Source organism: Shewanella sp. cp20 (assembly GCF_000832025.1).
Taxonomy (GTDB): Bacteria; Pseudomonadota; Gammaproteobacteria; order Enterobacterales; family Shewanellaceae; genus Shewanella.
Map to the genome: position 1 here is coordinate 96,539 of NZ_JPII01000024.1, position 16,185 is coordinate 112,723.

A 16,185-nucleotide genomic window follows, 5' to 3' on the forward strand; every position below is an offset into this window, starting at 1 on the left:
ATGTGATTTTTTAGGATGTTAACTCGCTTTTTATGGTGAGAGCTGCGGATATCTGGTTATACTCATTGAGTCGGATACTCATGGGAAAGGACATCGCATGCTGGGTCTCACCTTAGCCAAACCTAAGCGGCTTACCATACGCGTCACTGTGGTGGGCACCTTTATCATCGCCACACTATTCACCGCCGCGGTGGCGATCGGCCTGCAATATTATTTCGGGCAGCGGCTGGCCACCGAGGCCAGCCTCAAGCTCTATAACCAGAGCGCCGACAGCACAGGCAGCTACCTGAGTCAGCTCGACAGCCAGGCTATTAACACCACTAAGCTGGTCGCCAACTTCGAGGGGCTCTATACCCCCATGGGGCTGACCCGAGAGGCCAAGCAGGTATTCGGTCAGGCGATGCGCTCGGCAAAGTTTATCTATGCCATCTACCTGGGCAGCCCGGATGGCGATCTGTTCGAGCTGGTGAACCTAGATGCCCACCCCATAGTGCGGCGCCAGCTCAAGGCCTCCTTGGAGGATCGCTGGGTGATCATCAGCATTCAGGGCAAGGGCGAGGGGCGTATTCGCGCCTTTCATTATCTCGATGCCGACTTTAATCAGCGCGCGAGCCGCATGGAACCCACAGACTACGATGCCAGCATCCGCCCCTGGTTTATCGATGCGCGCCGTGACAAGGTGTTTAAGACCGAACCCTATCTGTTTCAGAACCTGCAGGCTCCCGGTATCACCTATTCTATCCGCCTGCCAGGCAGCGATGCCGTGCTGGCGGTGGACGTGGCCCTGTCGAGTCTGGATGACTACCTGATACAGCTGGGAAGCGGCGATGAGGCGGGGCGTGAAGCGGGGCGTGAAGTCTTTGTCTACCGTGCCAGCGGCGCCCTGGTGGCCTCTAATCGTCAGCAGGCCGCCTTGGTCGATATTCCTGCCGCCCAGCCACTGACTCTCACGCCAGAGGAGCAGGCGCTGGTGGCCAATACGCCGGCGCTTATCGCCTCCAACGAGACCGACTGGCCCCCCATAGACTTTGCCGTGGCCGGTCGCCCGATGGGCTACAGCATAGACCTGCTCAATCTGGTGGCCGAGATGACGGGGCTAACCATTAACTACAACAATGGCTTCACCTGGTCGGAATTTGTCGACAAGTTTAAGGCGGGGGAGATCAACCTGCTGCACTCTGTGCTTAACAGCGAGGCCAATCGCTCGTTAGGGGTCTTCAGTCAGTCCTTCTTGAGCATGCCCTTCGCGGCCGTGACCCGGCCCGGAGAGCCGTCGATTAAACATGTGGATCAGCTGGCGGGCAAGCGGGTGGCGATCCCTGAGGGCTGGTCGATCGTTCCTATCATCAGGCAATATTTCCCCGACATCCAGGTGGTTGAGATCCCCTCGACCCGAGGGATCTTACAGGCGGTGAAAGAGGGGCGGGCCTATGCCGCCATCGACAACAGCATAGTGCTGCGCTACACGGCGCAGCAATATTATATCGATGGCTTGCAGTTTCATGAGGACTTAGATTACGCCCCCGTGGAGGTTAAGGCGGGGCTCAGCATAGTGATGCATTCGGAGGATGCCGCCCTTATCTCGCTGATCAATAAGGCGATCGCCAATATCACGCCAGAGCAGATGCAGGCGCTGCGCAATAAATGGTTTGCCGAGGGGCAGCAGGTGGCACCGACCAGGGTGCAGGGGACTGTGCCCTACAAGGCGCTTATCGATATCGCCGCCGATCCCAGCCGTCGCAGCAGCTGATCGCCACCTCGCTCAATGGGGAGCCCTGCTTTGTCTATGTCTCTCCCCTTGGCAGTAACGCCGCTGAACAGGAGTTTTTTGCCATCTTGGTGCCCCAAGAGATGTTGCTGGCTTCTAGCCTGGATAAGGTGAAGCAGTCGATAGCCATCACAGGGCTCTGCCTGCTGCTGGCACTGCCGTTTTCCTGGGTGTTTGCCTCGCCCATTATCTCGCCGATCAAGCAGCTGGCACTGGAAAACCTCAAGGTGAAGTTTCGCCGCTATGACGAGGTTGCTAAGGTAGATTCCTATATCAAGGAGATCGACGAGCTGGCGGTTTCCCTGGTGGATATGGCCGAGTCGATTCGTCAGCACGAGCAAGATCATAAGGCGCTGATGGACGCCTTCATCAAGTTGATCGCTCAGGCGATCGATGACAAGTCTCCCTATACCGCCGGGCACTGTAACCGGGTGCCCGAGTTGGGCTTGATGCTGGCCGAATACGCGGCCAAATCGGATCTGCCCGCCTTTGAGGCGTTTCGCTTCCATAACGCCGACGAACACAGAGAGTTTCGTATTGCGGCCTGGCTCCACGACTGCGGCAAGATCACTACGCCAGAGCATATCGTGGACAAGGGCAGCAAGCTGGAGCTGATCTATAACCGCATCCACGAGGTGCGCATGCGCTTCGAGGTGCTGTGGCGCGACGCCGAGATTCACTACCTTAAGCAGTGCTTGGAGCGCCCCGAGCTTGAGGCCGAGCATAAAGCGGAGCTGAACCAACGCCGCGAGCAATTGAGGGAAGACTTTGCCTTCATCGCCGGGGCCAACGTGGGCGGCGAGTTCATGGAGCAAGCCGATATCGACAGGTTAAAGGAGTTGTCGCAAATCACCTGGCAGCGTCATTTTGATGATCGTCTCGGCCTCTCGCCGGTAGAGGAGCTTAACCATCCCGAGTCTACTAAGGAGGTCAGCCTGCCGGTGACAGAGCAGCTGCTGGCCGACAAGCCAGAGCATGTGGTCCCTCGCCATCGCCCCGAGGTGTTCGACCCTAAGTTTGGCATCAAGATGACTGTGCCCGAGGCGCTCTATAATCAGGGGGAGATCTATAACCTGAGTATCTCCCGTGGTACCCTGACCGACGAGGACAGGTTCAAGATCAATCAGCATATTACCAGCACTATCAAGATGCTGGAGAACTTACCCTTCCCGCCGGAGCTGGCGCGTGTGCCTCGCTATGCCTCGACCCATCACGAGACGCTGATCGGCACCGGCTACCCCAGAAAGCTCAGTGGCGACGACCTGTCGATCCCCGAGCGCATACTTGTGCTGGCGGATATCTTCGAGGCGCTCACCGCCGCCGACAGGCCCTACAAGAAGGCCAAGCCGTTGAGCGTCGCCATCGATATTCTGCATAAGATGGTGCTCGATCAGCATGTGGACGGCGAGGTGTTTAAGCTGTTCCTCTCAAGCGGCATCTATCTCGAGTACGCTAATCGTTATCTGGCGGCAGAGCAGATCGACGAGGTGGATATTGACAAGTACCTGGCGGCCTAGTCGAGACTGGGGTTGGTTTTGAAGTCTTGCAGGTACTTATTTTCCAGGAAAGAAGGTATCTTCCAGGTAGTGTATCGAGGCCTCGCCCCGCTGCACTTGTGGGTCGGCGAGCAGTGCCTTGAGCAGCGGCACATTGGTCTTAATGCCTGTGATAGTCAGTTCATCCAGGGCGGTGTGCATGCGGGCGATCGCCTCTGGCCTGTCATCCCCCCAGGTGATCAACTTGGCGACCATAGCATCGTAATGGGGCGGCACGCTGGCACCGGCGCTGAGGTGGGACTCCCAGCGCACCCCTAACCCGCCGGGCACCTGTAGCTTGTCTATCCGGCCTGGTGAGGGGGCGAAGCTGGCCGGGTCTTCGGCGTTGATGCGACACTCGATGGCGTGACCCTTAGGTGCGATTAATCGCTGATTTAAATTTAAAGGCTCGCCCTGGGCAACCTTGAGCTGCAGGGCAAGCAGATCCACGCCGGTGACCATCTCGGTAATGGTGTGTTCCACCTGAATGCGGGTGTTCATCTCCATGAAGTAGAACTCGCCATCCTGGTAGAGAAACTCTAAGGTGCCTGCACCGCGATAGCCTATGGCCTGACAGGCCTCTATGCAGCTTTGGCCTATCTGTTTGCGCTGCTCTGGCGTCAAACCTGGCGCCGGGGCTGACTCGATCACCTTCTGTTGGGCCCTCTGCAGCGAGCAGTCTCGCTCGCCGAGCGAGATGCAATGCCCGTGATGATCGCACAGCACCTGCACCTCGATATGGCTTGGCCGGGTGAGGTACTTCTCCAGGTAGACGCCGCCATTGCCGAAGGCGGCATCGGCCTCCTGGCGGGTGAGGGCGATGGCATTGAGCAGCCCGGCCTCCGCCTCGACGATCCGCATCCCCTTGCCGCCACCTCCTGCGGTGGCCTTGATGATCAGCGGGTAGCCTATGTCTCTGGCGAGCTTGAGGTTGTCGGCATCATCGTCTCCCAGCAGGCCGTCTGAGCCGGGCACGGTCGGCACGCCCGCCGCCTTCATGGCGGCGATGGCGCTGACCTTGTCGCCCATCAGGCGTATGGTGTCGGGGCTGGGGCCGATAAAGTGAAAGCCGCTGTCGGTGACTTGCTGGGCGAAGTCGGCATTTTCCGCCAGAAAGCCGTAACCGGGATGGATAGCATCGACCTTTGTTAGATCTGCGGCGCCGAGGATGGCGGTAATATTGAGGTAACTTTCTCTGGCGGGGGCAGGGCCGATGCAGATAGTCTCGTCGGCGAGTCTCAGGTGAGCACTGTCCTTGTCGGCGCTGGCGTAGACGGCGACCGTCTTGATGCCCAGCTGGCGACAGGCGCGTATGATGCGCAGGGCGATTTCGCCGCGATTGGCGATCAAGACCTTGTTGAATGAGCGCATCGCTTGTGCCACCTGAGCCTCCTGGGGGTTGGTTTTATCCCTATTCTATCACCATCATTCGACAATCATTGTTCGGGAATCATCATTCGATCACCATCATTCGATAACCATGAGAGGTTGATCGAACTCTACGCCATCGCCGCTGTGGCAGAGGATCGCCTTCACTACGCCTGCGTGTGGCGCCTGGATCTGATTCATCATCTTCATCGCCTCTATGATGCAGACAGGCTCCCCCTGCTCGACCTGCTGACCCAGTGCCACCAGAGGGGCGGCATCGACAGCGGGGGAGAGATAGAAGGTGCCTACCATGGGGGAGCGCAGCAGGGTCTCCTCCTCAAATTCGGTTTGACTGGCTTGCGTCTCGGGCTCTGTCTCGCTCGCGAGGGTGACGCCTGGGGTTTGAGTATTCGGCGCACCGGACACCTGGCGGCAGAGGCGAATAGACTCCTCGCCCTCCTTGATCTCAAGCTCTGTGATGTCAGATGCCTGCACCAGCTCGATCAGCTTCTTTATCTTGCGAATATCCATGGCGGGGTTATTTCTCCTTGCTGGCTCTCACACGGGCGATGGCCGAATCCAGGGCGTAGCGGTAGCCCTGCTCGCCCAGGCCGCAGATGACGCCCACGGCCTTGTCGGAGAAGTAGGAGTGATGCCTGAAGGCCTCTCTGGCATGTACGTTGGAGAGATGCACTTCGATAAAGGGGATGGCGACGCCGAGCAGGGCGTCTCTGAGTGCCACGCTGGTGTGGGTAAAGGCCGCCGGATTGATGATGATAAATTCGGCGTCAGTCTGGTGGATGGCGTCGATCAGCTCATGTTCGGCGTTGGACTGGATATGATCCAGGCTGGCGCCTTGTTCGGCTGCCAAGCACTGTAGCTGCTCGACGATCTGCGCCAGGGTGTGATGACCATAATGGCCGGGCTCTCTTCGGCCCAGCAGGTTGAGGTTGGGGCCGTTCACCAGGAGAATTTTCACCGATTTGCTCATGCACAACACCTTATGGATTCAGTCTTTTAAGTCAGATACCTGCAACTTAGCACACTTATCGGCGATTTTGGCTACTCGTTACTAAAATTCAGCTTGGCTTAGCCTGCTTGTTGGCTAGAACTGTTTCTGCCTGAGGGCCTTGGTGGCGCCGCGCTGTTTCTTGGCGTCGACCCGCCTGCGTTGGCTGGCCTTGGTGGGTTTAGTCGCGACCCGTTTCTTGGCGGTGTGACCTACGCTGGCCACTAGGGCGATAAACTGCTCCAGCGCCGTCTGACGGTTGGCGTCCTGGCTGCGACTGGCCTGGCACTTGATGATGATCTTGCCACTTTGTGTGATGCGATGATCCGACTTAGCCAGCAGACGCTGTTGATAGAACTCGGGCAGGGAGGATTGGCGGATGTCGAAGATCAGCTGGGCCGCGGTAGAAACCTTGTTGAGGTGCTGACCGCCGGCGCCACTGGAGCGGATGAATTGCCATTCCACTTCGTTATCGGCTAGTTGGACGCGTTGAGAGATCCGTATCATCTGAGCTCGCTTGTCGGCATGTTCGGCTTATTTGATCTAGACCTGTATCATTGGCCTGTCAAAATGATGCAAAATGGTCGCCAAATTAGGCGCCTTCTCGGAGTGTGAGTATGTTATGTCAAATCGCCGATATCACCAATGGGGTGATCAGTTTATTTGCCAGCGGGCGATTGTCGACCCAGGACTATTGCCGCAAGATAGTCCCGATCATTGAGGAATATCAGCAGGCCTCGGGTAAGGTGTGTCTCTATATCGAGGCCGACGTGCTGCTGGAAGGCTGGGAGAGCCAGTCGCTCTCGGGCGTCGGTGAGCTGCAACTGCCTAGGTTCGATGCCTTGGTGCTGGTGGGCGGGCCCGATTGGTTTGGTAATGCTGTGCGCCTAATGGGCCCCTTTATGCAGGGGGAGGTGGCGTGGTATGCTCTTGAAGATAAACCCCAGGCTATCGAGTGGATCACCGCCAAACTGAGTTGTCCGATCGAGCAGGAGTCTTAGGCTCCAGGACTGGTAATATTACTATCTGACATCCTTAAGGAATCTCTTCATGTTAAAATCTTCACTCTCTCTGACGTCTGCCGCACTGGCTCTGGCTCTGATGGCATCGCTTTCTGGTTGTGCTCCCGAGGTGGGTAGCGAAAAGTGGTGTAAGCAGATGGAAGATAAGCCTAAGGGTGACTGGACGGCCAACGAAGCCGCCGACTACACCAAGCACTGCGTATTTAAGTAATTACCGCTAGGGCCTGTTGATCTTTGCCGTTTGTTTTTGCAGCAGTTTGAAGGTGATTTATACAAGGCAGAGCCTGTGCCGTGTAGTATCCTACACAAACTGGCGATAACACCGTAGAAATGGTCTACAAAAGCTGCCCAACGGGTTCATCTAAACGCGCGCTGCACTTTGTTGTTCGCCATTCACATAGAGTAACTATGCTTCATGGCTCTCGCCTCGCGCAAAACGCGTTTAGATTGAACAAAAATTAAACTTGAAAGATCAACAGGCCCTAGGGCTGTCGAGCTTTCCTGTAAGCTGCAAGGTCGCATATAAAATGCGTTTAGACCGAACAGCAATGACAGGCCTTAGACAGTCCCTAGCAGTGTGATCTGGTTGGCATGATGGGGCGAGAGCCCCGTTATTTAATCGCTAGTCTTGGAACTATTTGCCAACCCCTGGGTCTGAATTCCCGACCTTTTTACGCTTTTTCCTTTTGGAGTTTGCTTGAGCCTCTTCTTTCGACAACTGGTTCACAAGTTAGCCTTGATGATGATAGCCGTCGTCGCACTGCAGTTTGCAGGGGCGAATCTTGGCGCGCATCAGCTGCATCTTGGTAGCCATGAAGAGGAGAGCGAAACCCATCCCCACTTGCAGTTTACCGCCGAGGTGGTAAGCCTGGCGCAATGTATCGATTGTCAGTGCGCCTTCGATGAGCCAGAGCTGGAATCAGGAGTAGAGAAACCTCATCAACATCAGATCAGCAAGACAGAGACTCAGACCTTCGATCTCTGCCTCGACTGCCAGTGCCATGGCGGTCATGTGACCTTAGTCTCTCTGCTGACACTCACTCCTTCTGTGCCCGTGAGCGACGAGCCTGCGAGCGCCAGATTGCACTACCTTCCCCCGGAGCAACAAGCGGCCTATCGTCCGCCGATCCTTCTTTCTTAATCTGTTAAAAAATATGCCTTTTCAGGCCTGGAGAATGTCACAGGTTCTGTGAGGTGACCGTTTTTTATCGGGTGTTTTCTGTCAACTGTCTGCCTAGCGGTTGTGGCGCTTTGTGTTGTCACAGACCGTGCACCTGCACGGCTTGTTGCTCATGGCTTGTTGCTCATGGCTTGTTGCTCATGGCTTGTTGCTTATGGCGACAGGCGACGGAAAACCCTGATCCTTAAGATTAGGAATTGCGATGAGAAAGACCTTAATCGCCACCGCATTGCTGGGCGCCATATGGTGCGCGCCCCTCTACGCCGAGCCCCTTTACGGCGAGCAAAAGCACGCCGAATCCGGTGACATGGCAGCCGCGCCGCTGCTGGCGCAGATAGATGAAACAGGTTTTCAGGGGTGGCTGGCCCCCCTGATGGCCAAGGTAAATCAACTGCCCGAGATCCAGGCGCAGCAGGCCAAGGTTCGTCAGGCCAGGCTCTTGGTCGAGGCCGCAGACAGGCCCGTCTATAACCCCGAGCTGGGGGTGAGCTATCAAAATGCCAGCGAAGATACTTACACCCTGGAGGTGAGTCAGACCCTGGATTGGGGCGACAAGCGCGGAGTGGCCAAGCGTATCGCCCAGCTCGAGGCCGAGATCCTGCTAGCGGACAATCGCCTGGCGCGCAGCCAGCTCTACGGTGACCTCCTGATGGCGCTGGTGGAGCAGGCTCAGCAGGCCAAGTTACTGGCCTTTCAGGGGCAACAGCTAGAGAGTGCAAGGCAGCAGCTTGCCATCGCCCGGCAACAGCTTGAGGCGGGAGCCCTGTCACGGGCCGAGCTGCAGCTGATGCAGCTGGATCTCGCCAGTAAGGCCGCCGAACTGGCGAATGCCGAGCAGGCATCCCTGGCCGCCGATGCCAGCGTATTGAGCCGCTTTGGTGAGTTGGCACTACCCTTTGCCGAATTTATCGGAGCCCTCGACACAGCGGCGAGTGGCGAGGTTGGCCCCGAGCTGCCCGCACTGGCCGGCGCCTACCAGCAGGTGATGATGGCCAAACTTGCCAGCCAGCAGGTGGCGGCAGATACCAGCGCCGATCCCAGCATCAGCCTGAACGCCGAGCGAGAGGGAGAGGAGAACAAGCTAGGCGTGGGGCTCTCTATCCCGATTCAGATCCGCAACAACTACCGCGAAGCCAAGGCGGCGGCCGGCACACAGGTTGCCATCGCCGAGCAAGACTATCTGGCCCGTGAGCGCAGCCTCACCCAGGCCGCCAAACTCTTTCACCTAAGCCTGCCCAGACTGCAGCAGCGTTACCGCCAGTGGCGTGAGTTGGTGCTCACCTCCGGTGCCGGTGTGCAGGATGCCCTGACCCAGCAATGGCGTGCGGGCGACATTAGCACAGGCGACTACCTGCAGGGGCAGCGGCAGCTGGCCAGCAGCTATCTGGCGGGAGTGGCCCTCGAGAGTGCCCTGTATCGCAGCTGGCTCGACTGGATGGCTCAGAGCGGCCAGCTGGAGGAATACCTGCAGCGTCAAGTCAGTCGTGAAGGCGTTTAATCCTCTTTCGGCACGGACTGAGTGAACCGAAAGAGAAGGCTAAAGAATTTAGGTGAAAATTATGAAGAATCAATCAAATAAGACAGGTTTTCTACGGGTTAACCCGCTGATGCGGGCCATGGGCTTCGGCGCCCTGATGACGATGACGGCCATGGGCGGGGTCGCCCTCGGCGCCGAGGGGCATGACCATGGCGCCGAGTCGGACAAGAAGCCGCTGACACAAGAGTCGGCACCAGAGCAGACCAAGAATCAGAGCGAGGGGCATGGCGATGCGGAAAGCCTTGGCGGTGAGGAGGCTCATGGTGGTGAGCTAGTGCTCAACCAGGCCCAGCGCCAGCTCGCCGGTATTCGTGTGGCGCCCATCAGCCGCCAGGGTTTTAGTCTGGCCGCCGTCGCTACCGCCACCCTGGTGGTGGACAGAGAGCGCACCGTCACCCTGGCGCCTCAGTCAGAGGTGCGCGTGCTGGCCCGCCATGTGGTGCCGGGTCAGGAAGTGACCAAGGGCCAGCCCCTGCTGACGCTGGGGGGCGCGGCGGTGGCCCAGGCCCAGGCGGATTATATCAATGCCGCCGCCGAGTGGAGCCGGGTTAAACGCATGAGCCAAAGCGCGGTAAGCGCCAGTCGCCGCCTGCAGGCTCAGGTGGATGCCGAGCTTAAGCGCGCCATACTCGACGCTCTTAAGATGATGCCGGCGCAGATCGAGGCGCTGGAATCGGATCCCGAGACCATAGGTCGCTATCAGCTGCTGGCACCGCTGGCTGGCCGAGTGCAGCAGGATGTGGCCATGCGCGGACAAGTATTTGCTGGTGGCACCGCACTGATGCAGCTCACCGACGAGTCTCACCTCTGGGTCGAGGCCCAGGTGACGCCCACCCAGTCCCAGCAGATCAAGGTAGGCAGCAAGGCGCTGGTGAAGGTGGGCGAGTTCAGCCTGGAGGCCGAGGTGATCGGCCGCTCCCATGAGATCGACGCCGTCACCCGTACCGAGCAGATCCTGGTGGCCTTCGCCAACCCTGGCCATGTGCTGCACGCCGGGCAGTTTGCCGAGATCTATCTGGCCGATGAAAGTCAGGATGGGGTGATATTGCCCGATGCCGCGCTGACCCGTGGCGGTGACGGCGACTGGCAGGTGTTTGTCGAAGAGGGTGAGGGCTTCGAGGCCGTCGAGGTGGAGGTGAGTGAGCGCCAACGCGGCATGAACCTGGTGCAGGGGCTTAGCCCGGACATGCGGGTGGTGGTCTCGGGCGCCTTCTTCCTGGCCTCAGAGCAGGCCAAGTCTGGCTTCGACATTCACAATCACTAAGAGGTAGCTCCTATGCTTCAGAAAATTATCGATAGCGCGATACGCAATCGGCTTCTGGTGGCCCTGGCGCTGCTCTGCGGGGTGATTGCCAGTGTCGCCATGTTACCTAAGCTCAATCTCGATGCCTTTCCCGATGTCACCAATGTGCAGGTGACGGTCAATACCGCCGCCGAGGGGCTGGCGGCCGAGGAGGTCGAGAAGCTGATCAGCTATCCGGTGGAATCGGCCATGTATGCCCTGCCGTCGGTGACCGAGGTGCGCTCCTTATCGCGCACGGGTCTCTCTATAGTGACCGTGGTGTTTGCCGAGGGCACGGATATCTACTTTGCCCGTCAGCAGGTGTTTGAGCAGTTGCAGGCCGCCAGAGAGATGATTCCCGATGGCGTGGGCGTGCCTGAAATTGGCCCCAACACCTCGGGTTTGGGACAGATCTATCAGTACATCCTACGGGCGACGCCCGAGTCCGGCATAGATGCGGCCGAGCTGAGAAGCCTCAACGATTATCTGGTGAAGCTCATCATGATGCCGGTGGGCGGCGTAACCGACGTGCTCTCCTTCGGCGGTGAGGTGCGTCAGTATCAGGTGCAGCTGGAGCCTAACAAGCTACGCAGCTATGGTCTCTCCATGGATCAGGTGACCCAGGCGTTGGAGAGCAATAACCGCAACGCTGGCGGTTGGTTTATGGACCAGGGGCAGGAGCAGTTGGTGGTTCGCGGCTACGGCCTGTTACCCGCCGGTAAGGCGGGCCTGGAGGCCATCGCCCAGATCCCGCTCACGGAGGCTGGCGGCACGCCGGTTCGTGTGGGGGATATCGCCAGGGTGGACTTTGGCGCCGAGATCCGGGTGGGGGCGGTGACCATGACCCGCCGCGACGATAGCGGCACGCCGCAGGCGCTGGGAGAAGTGGTCGCCGGTGTGGTGCTTAAGCGCATGGGCGCCAATACCAAGGCGACCATAGACGACATATCGGCCCGCACCGCCATGATAGAGCAGGCCTTGCCCAAGGGAGTCTCCTTCGAGGTGTTCTACGATCAGGCCGACCTGGTGAACAAGGCGGTCGAGACGGTGCGCGATGCCCTCCTGATGGCCTTTGTGTTTATCGTTGTGATCCTGGCGCTGTTTCTGGTGAATCTGCGGGCGACGGCTTTGGTGTTGCTCTCTATTCCCGTCTCCATCGGCCTGGCGTTGCTCGTCATGGCCTACTTTGGCATGTCTGCCAACCTCATGTCCCTCGGCGGGCTGGCGGTGGCTATCGGCATGCTGGTGGATGGCTCTGTGGTGATGGTGGAAAATATCTTCAAGCACCTGACTCAGCCCGACAGGCGCCATCTTGATACGGCGCGGGCGCGCGCCTCGGGCGAAGTCGATCCTCACCACGGCGAGGAAGATGGCCAGGCAGCGGGTGAGCGCGGCGGTATCGCGCTGCGGGTGATGCTGGCCGCCAAAGAGGTGTGCAGTCCCATCTTCTTCGCGACCGCCATCATCATAGTGGTGTTCGCCCCGCTGTTCGCCCTAGAGGGGGTAGAGGGCAAGCTGTTCCAGCCGATGGCGGTGAGTATCATATTGGCCATGGTGGCGGCGCTGTTTGTCGCCCTGATAGCTGTGCCTGCCCTGGCCGTCTACCTGTTTAAACGTGGCGTCACCCTGAGGGAGAGTCCGGTACTCAAACCTGTGGAGGCAGTCTATCGCAGGCTGCTTAGCGCGACGCTGGCCCGCCCTAAGCTGGTGGTGCTGACCGCGATCATGCTGTTTGGGCTCAGCATGGCACTGCTGCCGAGACTGGGTACCGAGTTTGTGCCTGAGCTGGAGGAGGGCACCATCAACCTGAGGGTGACCCTGGCACCGACGGCGAGTCTGAGCACCTCGCTGGATGTGGCGCCCAAGCTGGAGGCCCTGCTGATGAGCTTTCCCGAGGTCGACTATGCCCTGAGCCGTATCGGCGCTCCCGAACTGGGCGGCGACCCCGAACCTGTGAGCAACATAGAGATCTATATCGGCCTTAAGCCGATAGAGGAGTGGGAACACGCCGAGACGCGTCTTGAGCTGCAGCGCAAGATGGAGGAGAAGCTGAGTGTCTTCCCGGGTCTGTTGTTTACCTTCTCTCAGCCCATCGCCACCCGTGTCGATGAGCTGCTCTCCGGGGTGAAGGCGCAGCTGGCTATCAAGCTATTTGGGCCGGATCTCGAGGTGTTATCCAGCAAGGGGCAGGCATTGAGTGAGCTGGTATCTGGTATCGAGGGCGCGGTCGACGTCTCCCTGGAGCAGGTCTCGGGTGAGGCCCAGTTGGTGGTGCGTCCCAAGCGCGATCAACTGGCCCGTTATGGCATCAGCGTCGATGAGGTGATGAGCCTGGTGAGCCAGGGCATTGGCGGAGCCAGTGCCGGACAGGTGATAGACGGTAACGCCAGATACGACATCAATGTGCGCCTGGCCGGTGAGTATCGCAACGCACCGGATGCGCTGGAGGACCTCTTGCTCAGCGGTGTCAGCGGCGCGACCGTGCGTCTAGGAGAGGTCGCCGACGTGGTGGTCGAGATGGCACCGCCCAACATTCGCCGCGACGACGTGCAGCGCCGGGTGGTGGTACAGGCCAACGTATCGGGACGTGACATGGGCTCTGTGGTGAAGGATATCTACGCCATAGTGCCCCAGGCCGACCTGCCTCCTGGCTATACGGTCGTGGTCGGTGGTCAGTATGAGAATCAGCAGCGGGCACAGCAGAAGCTGATGTTGGTGGTACCTATCTCGATCGCCCTGATTGCCCTGCTGCTCTACTTCTCCTTCGGCTCTATCAAGCAGGTGGGGCTGATCATGGCCAACGTGCCGCTGGCGCTGATTGGCGGCGTGGTGGCGCTCTATGTCAGCGGCACCTATCTGTCTGTGCCCAGCTCCATAGGCTTTATCACCCTGTTTGGCGTGGCGGTGCTTAACGGCGTGGTGCTGGTGGACTCCATCAATCAGCGCCGCGCCTCGGGGGAAGCGCTATACACCAGCGTGTATGAAGGCACGGTGGGGCGCCTGCGCCCCGTGCTGATGACCGCCCTGACCTCGGCGCTGGGCCTGATCCCTATCCTGTTGTCGAGCGGCGTGGGGAGCGAGATCCAAAAGCCGCTGGCCGTGGTGATCATCGGCGGCCTGTTCAGTTCGACCGCCCTGACGCTACTGGTTTTGCCGACCCTGTATCGCTGGCTATATCAGACCAAGGCGCTTAAGGCTGACAAGGAACTGGAAGCCTTAGATTAGCAAGATGAAGTGATTTATTGGGGCCAGGGAGGGCCGGAGGCGGCGATGTTTTCAGTTTGCCATCGCATTGATGTTTCCTTGGTGAAGCTTGGGGGAATGAGACCTCCTCTTTTCAGTCTCTGCTCATTACTAACCTTGTGAGGAGAGATCCTAAGGGGAATTCCCTTAAGTGAACACGCGCGGCAGGAGGCCGCGCTTTTTCGTCTTTTCAAGCTGCTCTTTCAAAGTACTGATCTAAAGTACTGTTTCAAAGTACAACTTCAAAATACTGCTCCAAAGTGCTGTTTCAAAGTGCTGTATTAAACTGTCATTTCAATTGGCTTTAGCGCGATAGTCTTGCCTGCCTAGGGCATGGAGGATTGATACGCTTTGAGCTATATGCCGCTAGATGGACAATCCTCATACTCCCTAGATAATGGTTGAAGCAGAGCCTAGCGATAGATGCTTACGTTCCCTCCAGCTACCTCTTATTTTGATTTGATCTGTAACTAGTTTCCTGCATTTTTACCGACGCTTTATCCTTGTTGTATCGCAATTTTCTGTAGTTTTTGGGTGAAATGTGTTAAATTTTTTCACCTAATGCTCAGAGTGAACTCATTTTTGTTCGATTTGGGTCACATCTTTGCTGTCGTCGATAATAATACTAATAACTTTCATGGTTTGAGCGCTAATTGTTTTGGCTCGATGTTTATTCATTTTGCTAAGCGTATGAGGCCTCTGGTTTCAATGGTGACCATCTACCTGCCTGACTAAGCGGGTTAGGTGCTTTTGGCCTAAGTGTGCTCTGGTTTCTATACTCATGATGTTGATGGCAGCTTAAAAGCAGAAAACTAAATAAATCAAAGAGGATGAATGATGATTCGCTATACACTTGCAGCTAGTTGTATCGCGCTGGCCCTGAGTGCCAATGCTGGCGCCACGACAGTGGATGAAGAGCTTAAGGCGCTCAAGGCGCGTATCGAGCAGTTGGAAGCCGAGAAAGAGCAGGCGCCCGAAGAGAAGGAGATGGATAAGTCGATCAAGTTTGGCGGCGCAGCCCGTTTCCAATATTCCTACGAGGACTATTCGGACGCCAATACCGACCGCGGCGGTGATTTCGACTTCGACCTCTTCCGTATCGATGTAAACGGTAATCTGGACGACGTTATCTTCTCTGCCCAGTATCGTTGGTTCGAATATATGAACGTGATCCATCATGCCTGGGTCGGCTATAACTTCGATGAGGAGCAGCAGGGTAAGATAGGGGTGACTCAGGTGCCGTTCGGTATCCTGACCTATGCCTCGAACAACTACTTCTTCAGTTCTAACTTCTACCTGGGTCTCGAAGACGATTACGACTTGGGTCTGAACTACACCTATAAGAGTGACAGCAATCGACTGGATCTCGCATTCTACAAGAATGACGAGCAAGGTGGCCTGGATGGTTACGTGTCGGATCGCACCCACAGATATGCCTATGACGTAGTAGGCGTTCGTTTGGCGGGTGAGGGGATATACGATGCGCCAACCGCAGGCTATGCGGCCGGTGAGAAGAACACCTTCAATGCCCGTTACAGCCATAACTTTCAATTCGACGAGGTTAAGCTCGAGCTAGGCGTGTCGGGTCAGATGGGCCAGCTTGAGATAGAAAACGGCACCGACGGTGACCAGGTTGCCGCGGCGGTACATGGGGTGCTTAACTATGACCGCTGGAACCTAAAGTTGCAGCTCACCGACTACAAGTATGATGTCGATGGCATGGATGTAGAGCGTATGGTGGTTGCCGCCTATGCCTTCTACGATTCTATCCCTGCCGAGGCGACCAGTTATGTGGCCGACCTGGCCTATAGCCTGCCGGTAAAGTGGGGACCAGTATCAAACCTGACCTTCTATAACGACTACTCCTTGATCACCGACAAGCCGAGTGGCCAGGAAGACACCTTCATGAACGTGACTGGGGTGGCGGTCACTGCGGGTGGTCTGTATACCTACTTTGACTTTGTGGTCGCCGAGAATCAGCCTTTCATCGGAGGCTCTATGGTGGGTGATGGCGGCACTAATAAGCGCTTTAACATCAACTTCGGTTACTATTTCTAGCCTGCTTGGCCTAGCCGCCAAATAAAAAACCGCATCTTAACAGGATGCGGTTTTTTTCTGCCCATCGGCGAGGGTGAACTTAGGGTTTATACCAATCACAGTAAACATGTGATCAGAAATAGCGCAGGAAAAACGCTTGAGAACAAAGCAGGATTTTTAGATAAGTAGTTATTCTACAATTAA

The 16,185-nt window shown here is 57.4% G+C and carries 13 protein-coding genes; 9 read left to right on the forward strand and 4 right to left on the reverse strand.

Features of this window, described 5'->3' with window-relative positions:
• Window positions 1–97: 97 nt before the first annotated feature.
• Together DB48_RS20545 and DB48_RS20550 are read left to right on the forward strand one after the other, a co-directional pair.
• The gene (locus DB48_RS20545; RefSeq protein ID WP_327270533.1) at window positions 98–1,750 is read left to right on the forward strand and encodes a transporter substrate-binding domain-containing protein; all 1,653 of its coding nucleotides are present in this window, start codon (window positions 98–100) and stop codon (window positions 1,748–1,750) included.
• Window positions 1,645–3,285, forward strand: a complete 1,641-nt coding sequence (locus DB48_RS20550) for an HD domain-containing phosphohydrolase (protein WP_327270535.1) — start codon at window positions 1,645–1,647, stop codon at window positions 3,283–3,285. The genes DB48_RS20545 and DB48_RS20550 overlap by 106 nt, the downstream gene beginning before the upstream one ends.
• Before the next feature lie 36 nt (window positions 3,286–3,321).
• Here DB48_RS20550 and accC read toward each other — a convergent pair whose 3' ends face one another.
• The 4 genes from accC to arfB form a co-directional block, all read right to left on the reverse strand.
• Window positions 3,322–4,674 carry an acetyl-CoA carboxylase biotin carboxylase subunit gene (gene accC / locus DB48_RS08575; RefSeq protein WP_041509880.1) on the reverse strand — a complete coding sequence of 451 codons (1,353 nt, stop codon included), beginning with the start codon at window positions 4,672–4,674 and terminating at the stop codon, window positions 3,322–3,324.
• Between the two features lie 96 nt (window positions 4,675–4,770).
• A complete protein-coding gene (gene accB, locus DB48_RS08580; RefSeq protein WP_041509881.1) occupies window positions 4,771–5,202 on the reverse strand; it encodes an acetyl-CoA carboxylase biotin carboxyl carrier protein in 432 nt (143 codons plus the stop codon).
• A 7-nt stretch (window positions 5,203–5,209) separates the two neighbouring features.
• A complete protein-coding gene (gene aroQ / locus DB48_RS08585) occupies window positions 5,210–5,662 on the reverse strand; it encodes a type II 3-dehydroquinate dehydratase (RefSeq protein WP_041509882.1) in 453 nt (150 codons plus the stop codon).
• Window positions 5,663–5,776: 114 nt separating this feature from the next.
• Window positions 5,777–6,187, reverse strand: a complete 411-nt coding sequence (arfB, locus tag DB48_RS08590; protein ID WP_041509883.1) for an alternative ribosome rescue aminoacyl-tRNA hydrolase ArfB — start codon at window positions 6,185–6,187, stop codon at window positions 5,777–5,779.
• Window positions 6,188–6,297: 110 nt separating this feature from the next.
• Between arfB and DB48_RS08595 the strand changes: the two genes are divergently transcribed.
• The 7 genes from DB48_RS08595 to DB48_RS08625 all read left to right on the forward strand — a co-directional run bounded on the left by DB48_RS08595 (window position 6,298) and on the right by DB48_RS08625 (window position 16,002).
• A complete protein-coding gene (locus DB48_RS08595; RefSeq protein ID WP_041509884.1) occupies window positions 6,298–6,681 on the forward strand; it encodes an STAS/SEC14 domain-containing protein in 384 nt (127 codons plus the stop codon).
• Between the two features lie 49 nt (window positions 6,682–6,730).
• Complete coding sequence (locus DB48_RS08600) at window positions 6,731–6,913, forward strand: DUF3012 domain-containing protein (protein WP_011867156.1); 183 nt, start codon at window positions 6,731–6,733, stop codon at window positions 6,911–6,913.
• Window positions 6,914–7,444: 531 nt separating this feature from the next.
• A complete protein-coding gene (locus DB48_RS08605; RefSeq protein WP_052813721.1) occupies window positions 7,445–7,843 on the forward strand; it encodes a hypothetical protein in 399 nt (132 codons plus the stop codon).
• A 241-nt stretch (window positions 7,844–8,084) separates the two neighbouring features.
• Complete coding sequence (locus DB48_RS08610; RefSeq protein WP_041509887.1) at window positions 8,085–9,380, forward strand: TolC family protein; 1,296 nt, start codon at window positions 8,085–8,087, stop codon at window positions 9,378–9,380.
• 61 nt (window positions 9,381–9,441) lie between these two features.
• Window positions 9,442–10,683, forward strand: coding sequence for an efflux RND transporter periplasmic adaptor subunit (locus DB48_RS08615; protein ID WP_041509888.1), 1,242 nt, complete (start codon window positions 9,442–9,444; stop codon window positions 10,681–10,683).
• Window positions 10,684–10,695: 12 nt separating this feature from the next.
• Window positions 10,696–13,926, forward strand: a complete 3,231-nt coding sequence (locus DB48_RS08620) for an efflux RND transporter permease subunit (RefSeq protein WP_041509889.1) — start codon at window positions 10,696–10,698, stop codon at window positions 13,924–13,926.
• Between the two features lie 855 nt (window positions 13,927–14,781).
• The gene (locus tag DB48_RS08625) at window positions 14,782–16,002 is read left to right on the forward strand and encodes a hypothetical protein (protein ID WP_041509894.1); all 1,221 of its coding nucleotides are present in this window, start codon (window positions 14,782–14,784) and stop codon (window positions 16,000–16,002) included.
• Window positions 16,003–16,185 lie beyond the last annotated feature (183 nt).

Coding starts and splice junctions, on each gene's coding strand:
- DB48_RS20545 (WP_327270533.1), top strand. CDS start 98: ATGCTGGGTCTCACCTTAGCCAAACCTAAGCGGCTTACCATACGCGTC.
- DB48_RS20550 (WP_327270535.1), top strand. CDS start 1,645: ATGGTTTGCCGAGGGGCAGCAGGTGGCACCGACCAGGGTGCAGGGGAC.
- accC (WP_041509880.1), bottom strand. CDS start 4,674: ATGCGCTCATTCAACAAGGTCTTGATCGCCAATCGCGGCGAAATCGCC.
- accB (WP_041509881.1), bottom strand. CDS start 5,202: ATGGATATTCGCAAGATAAAGAAGCTGATCGAGCTGGTGCAGGCATCT.
- aroQ (WP_041509882.1), bottom strand. CDS start 5,662: ATGAGCAAATCGGTGAAAATTCTCCTGGTGAACGGCCCCAACCTCAAC.
- arfB (WP_041509883.1), bottom strand. CDS start 6,187: ATGATACGGATCTCTCAACGCGTCCAACTAGCCGATAACGAAGTGGAA.
- DB48_RS08595 (WP_041509884.1), top strand. CDS start 6,298: ATGTTATGTCAAATCGCCGATATCACCAATGGGGTGATCAGTTTATTT.
- DB48_RS08600 (WP_011867156.1), top strand. CDS start 6,731: ATGTTAAAATCTTCACTCTCTCTGACGTCTGCCGCACTGGCTCTGGCT.
- DB48_RS08605 (WP_052813721.1), top strand. CDS start 7,445: ATGATAGCCGTCGTCGCACTGCAGTTTGCAGGGGCGAATCTTGGCGCG.
- DB48_RS08610 (WP_041509887.1), top strand. CDS start 8,085: ATGAGAAAGACCTTAATCGCCACCGCATTGCTGGGCGCCATATGGTGC.
- DB48_RS08615 (WP_041509888.1), top strand. CDS start 9,442: ATGAAGAATCAATCAAATAAGACAGGTTTTCTACGGGTTAACCCGCTG.
- DB48_RS08620 (WP_041509889.1), top strand. CDS start 10,696: ATGCTTCAGAAAATTATCGATAGCGCGATACGCAATCGGCTTCTGGTG.
- DB48_RS08625 (WP_041509894.1), top strand. CDS start 14,782: ATGATTCGCTATACACTTGCAGCTAGTTGTATCGCGCTGGCCCTGAGT.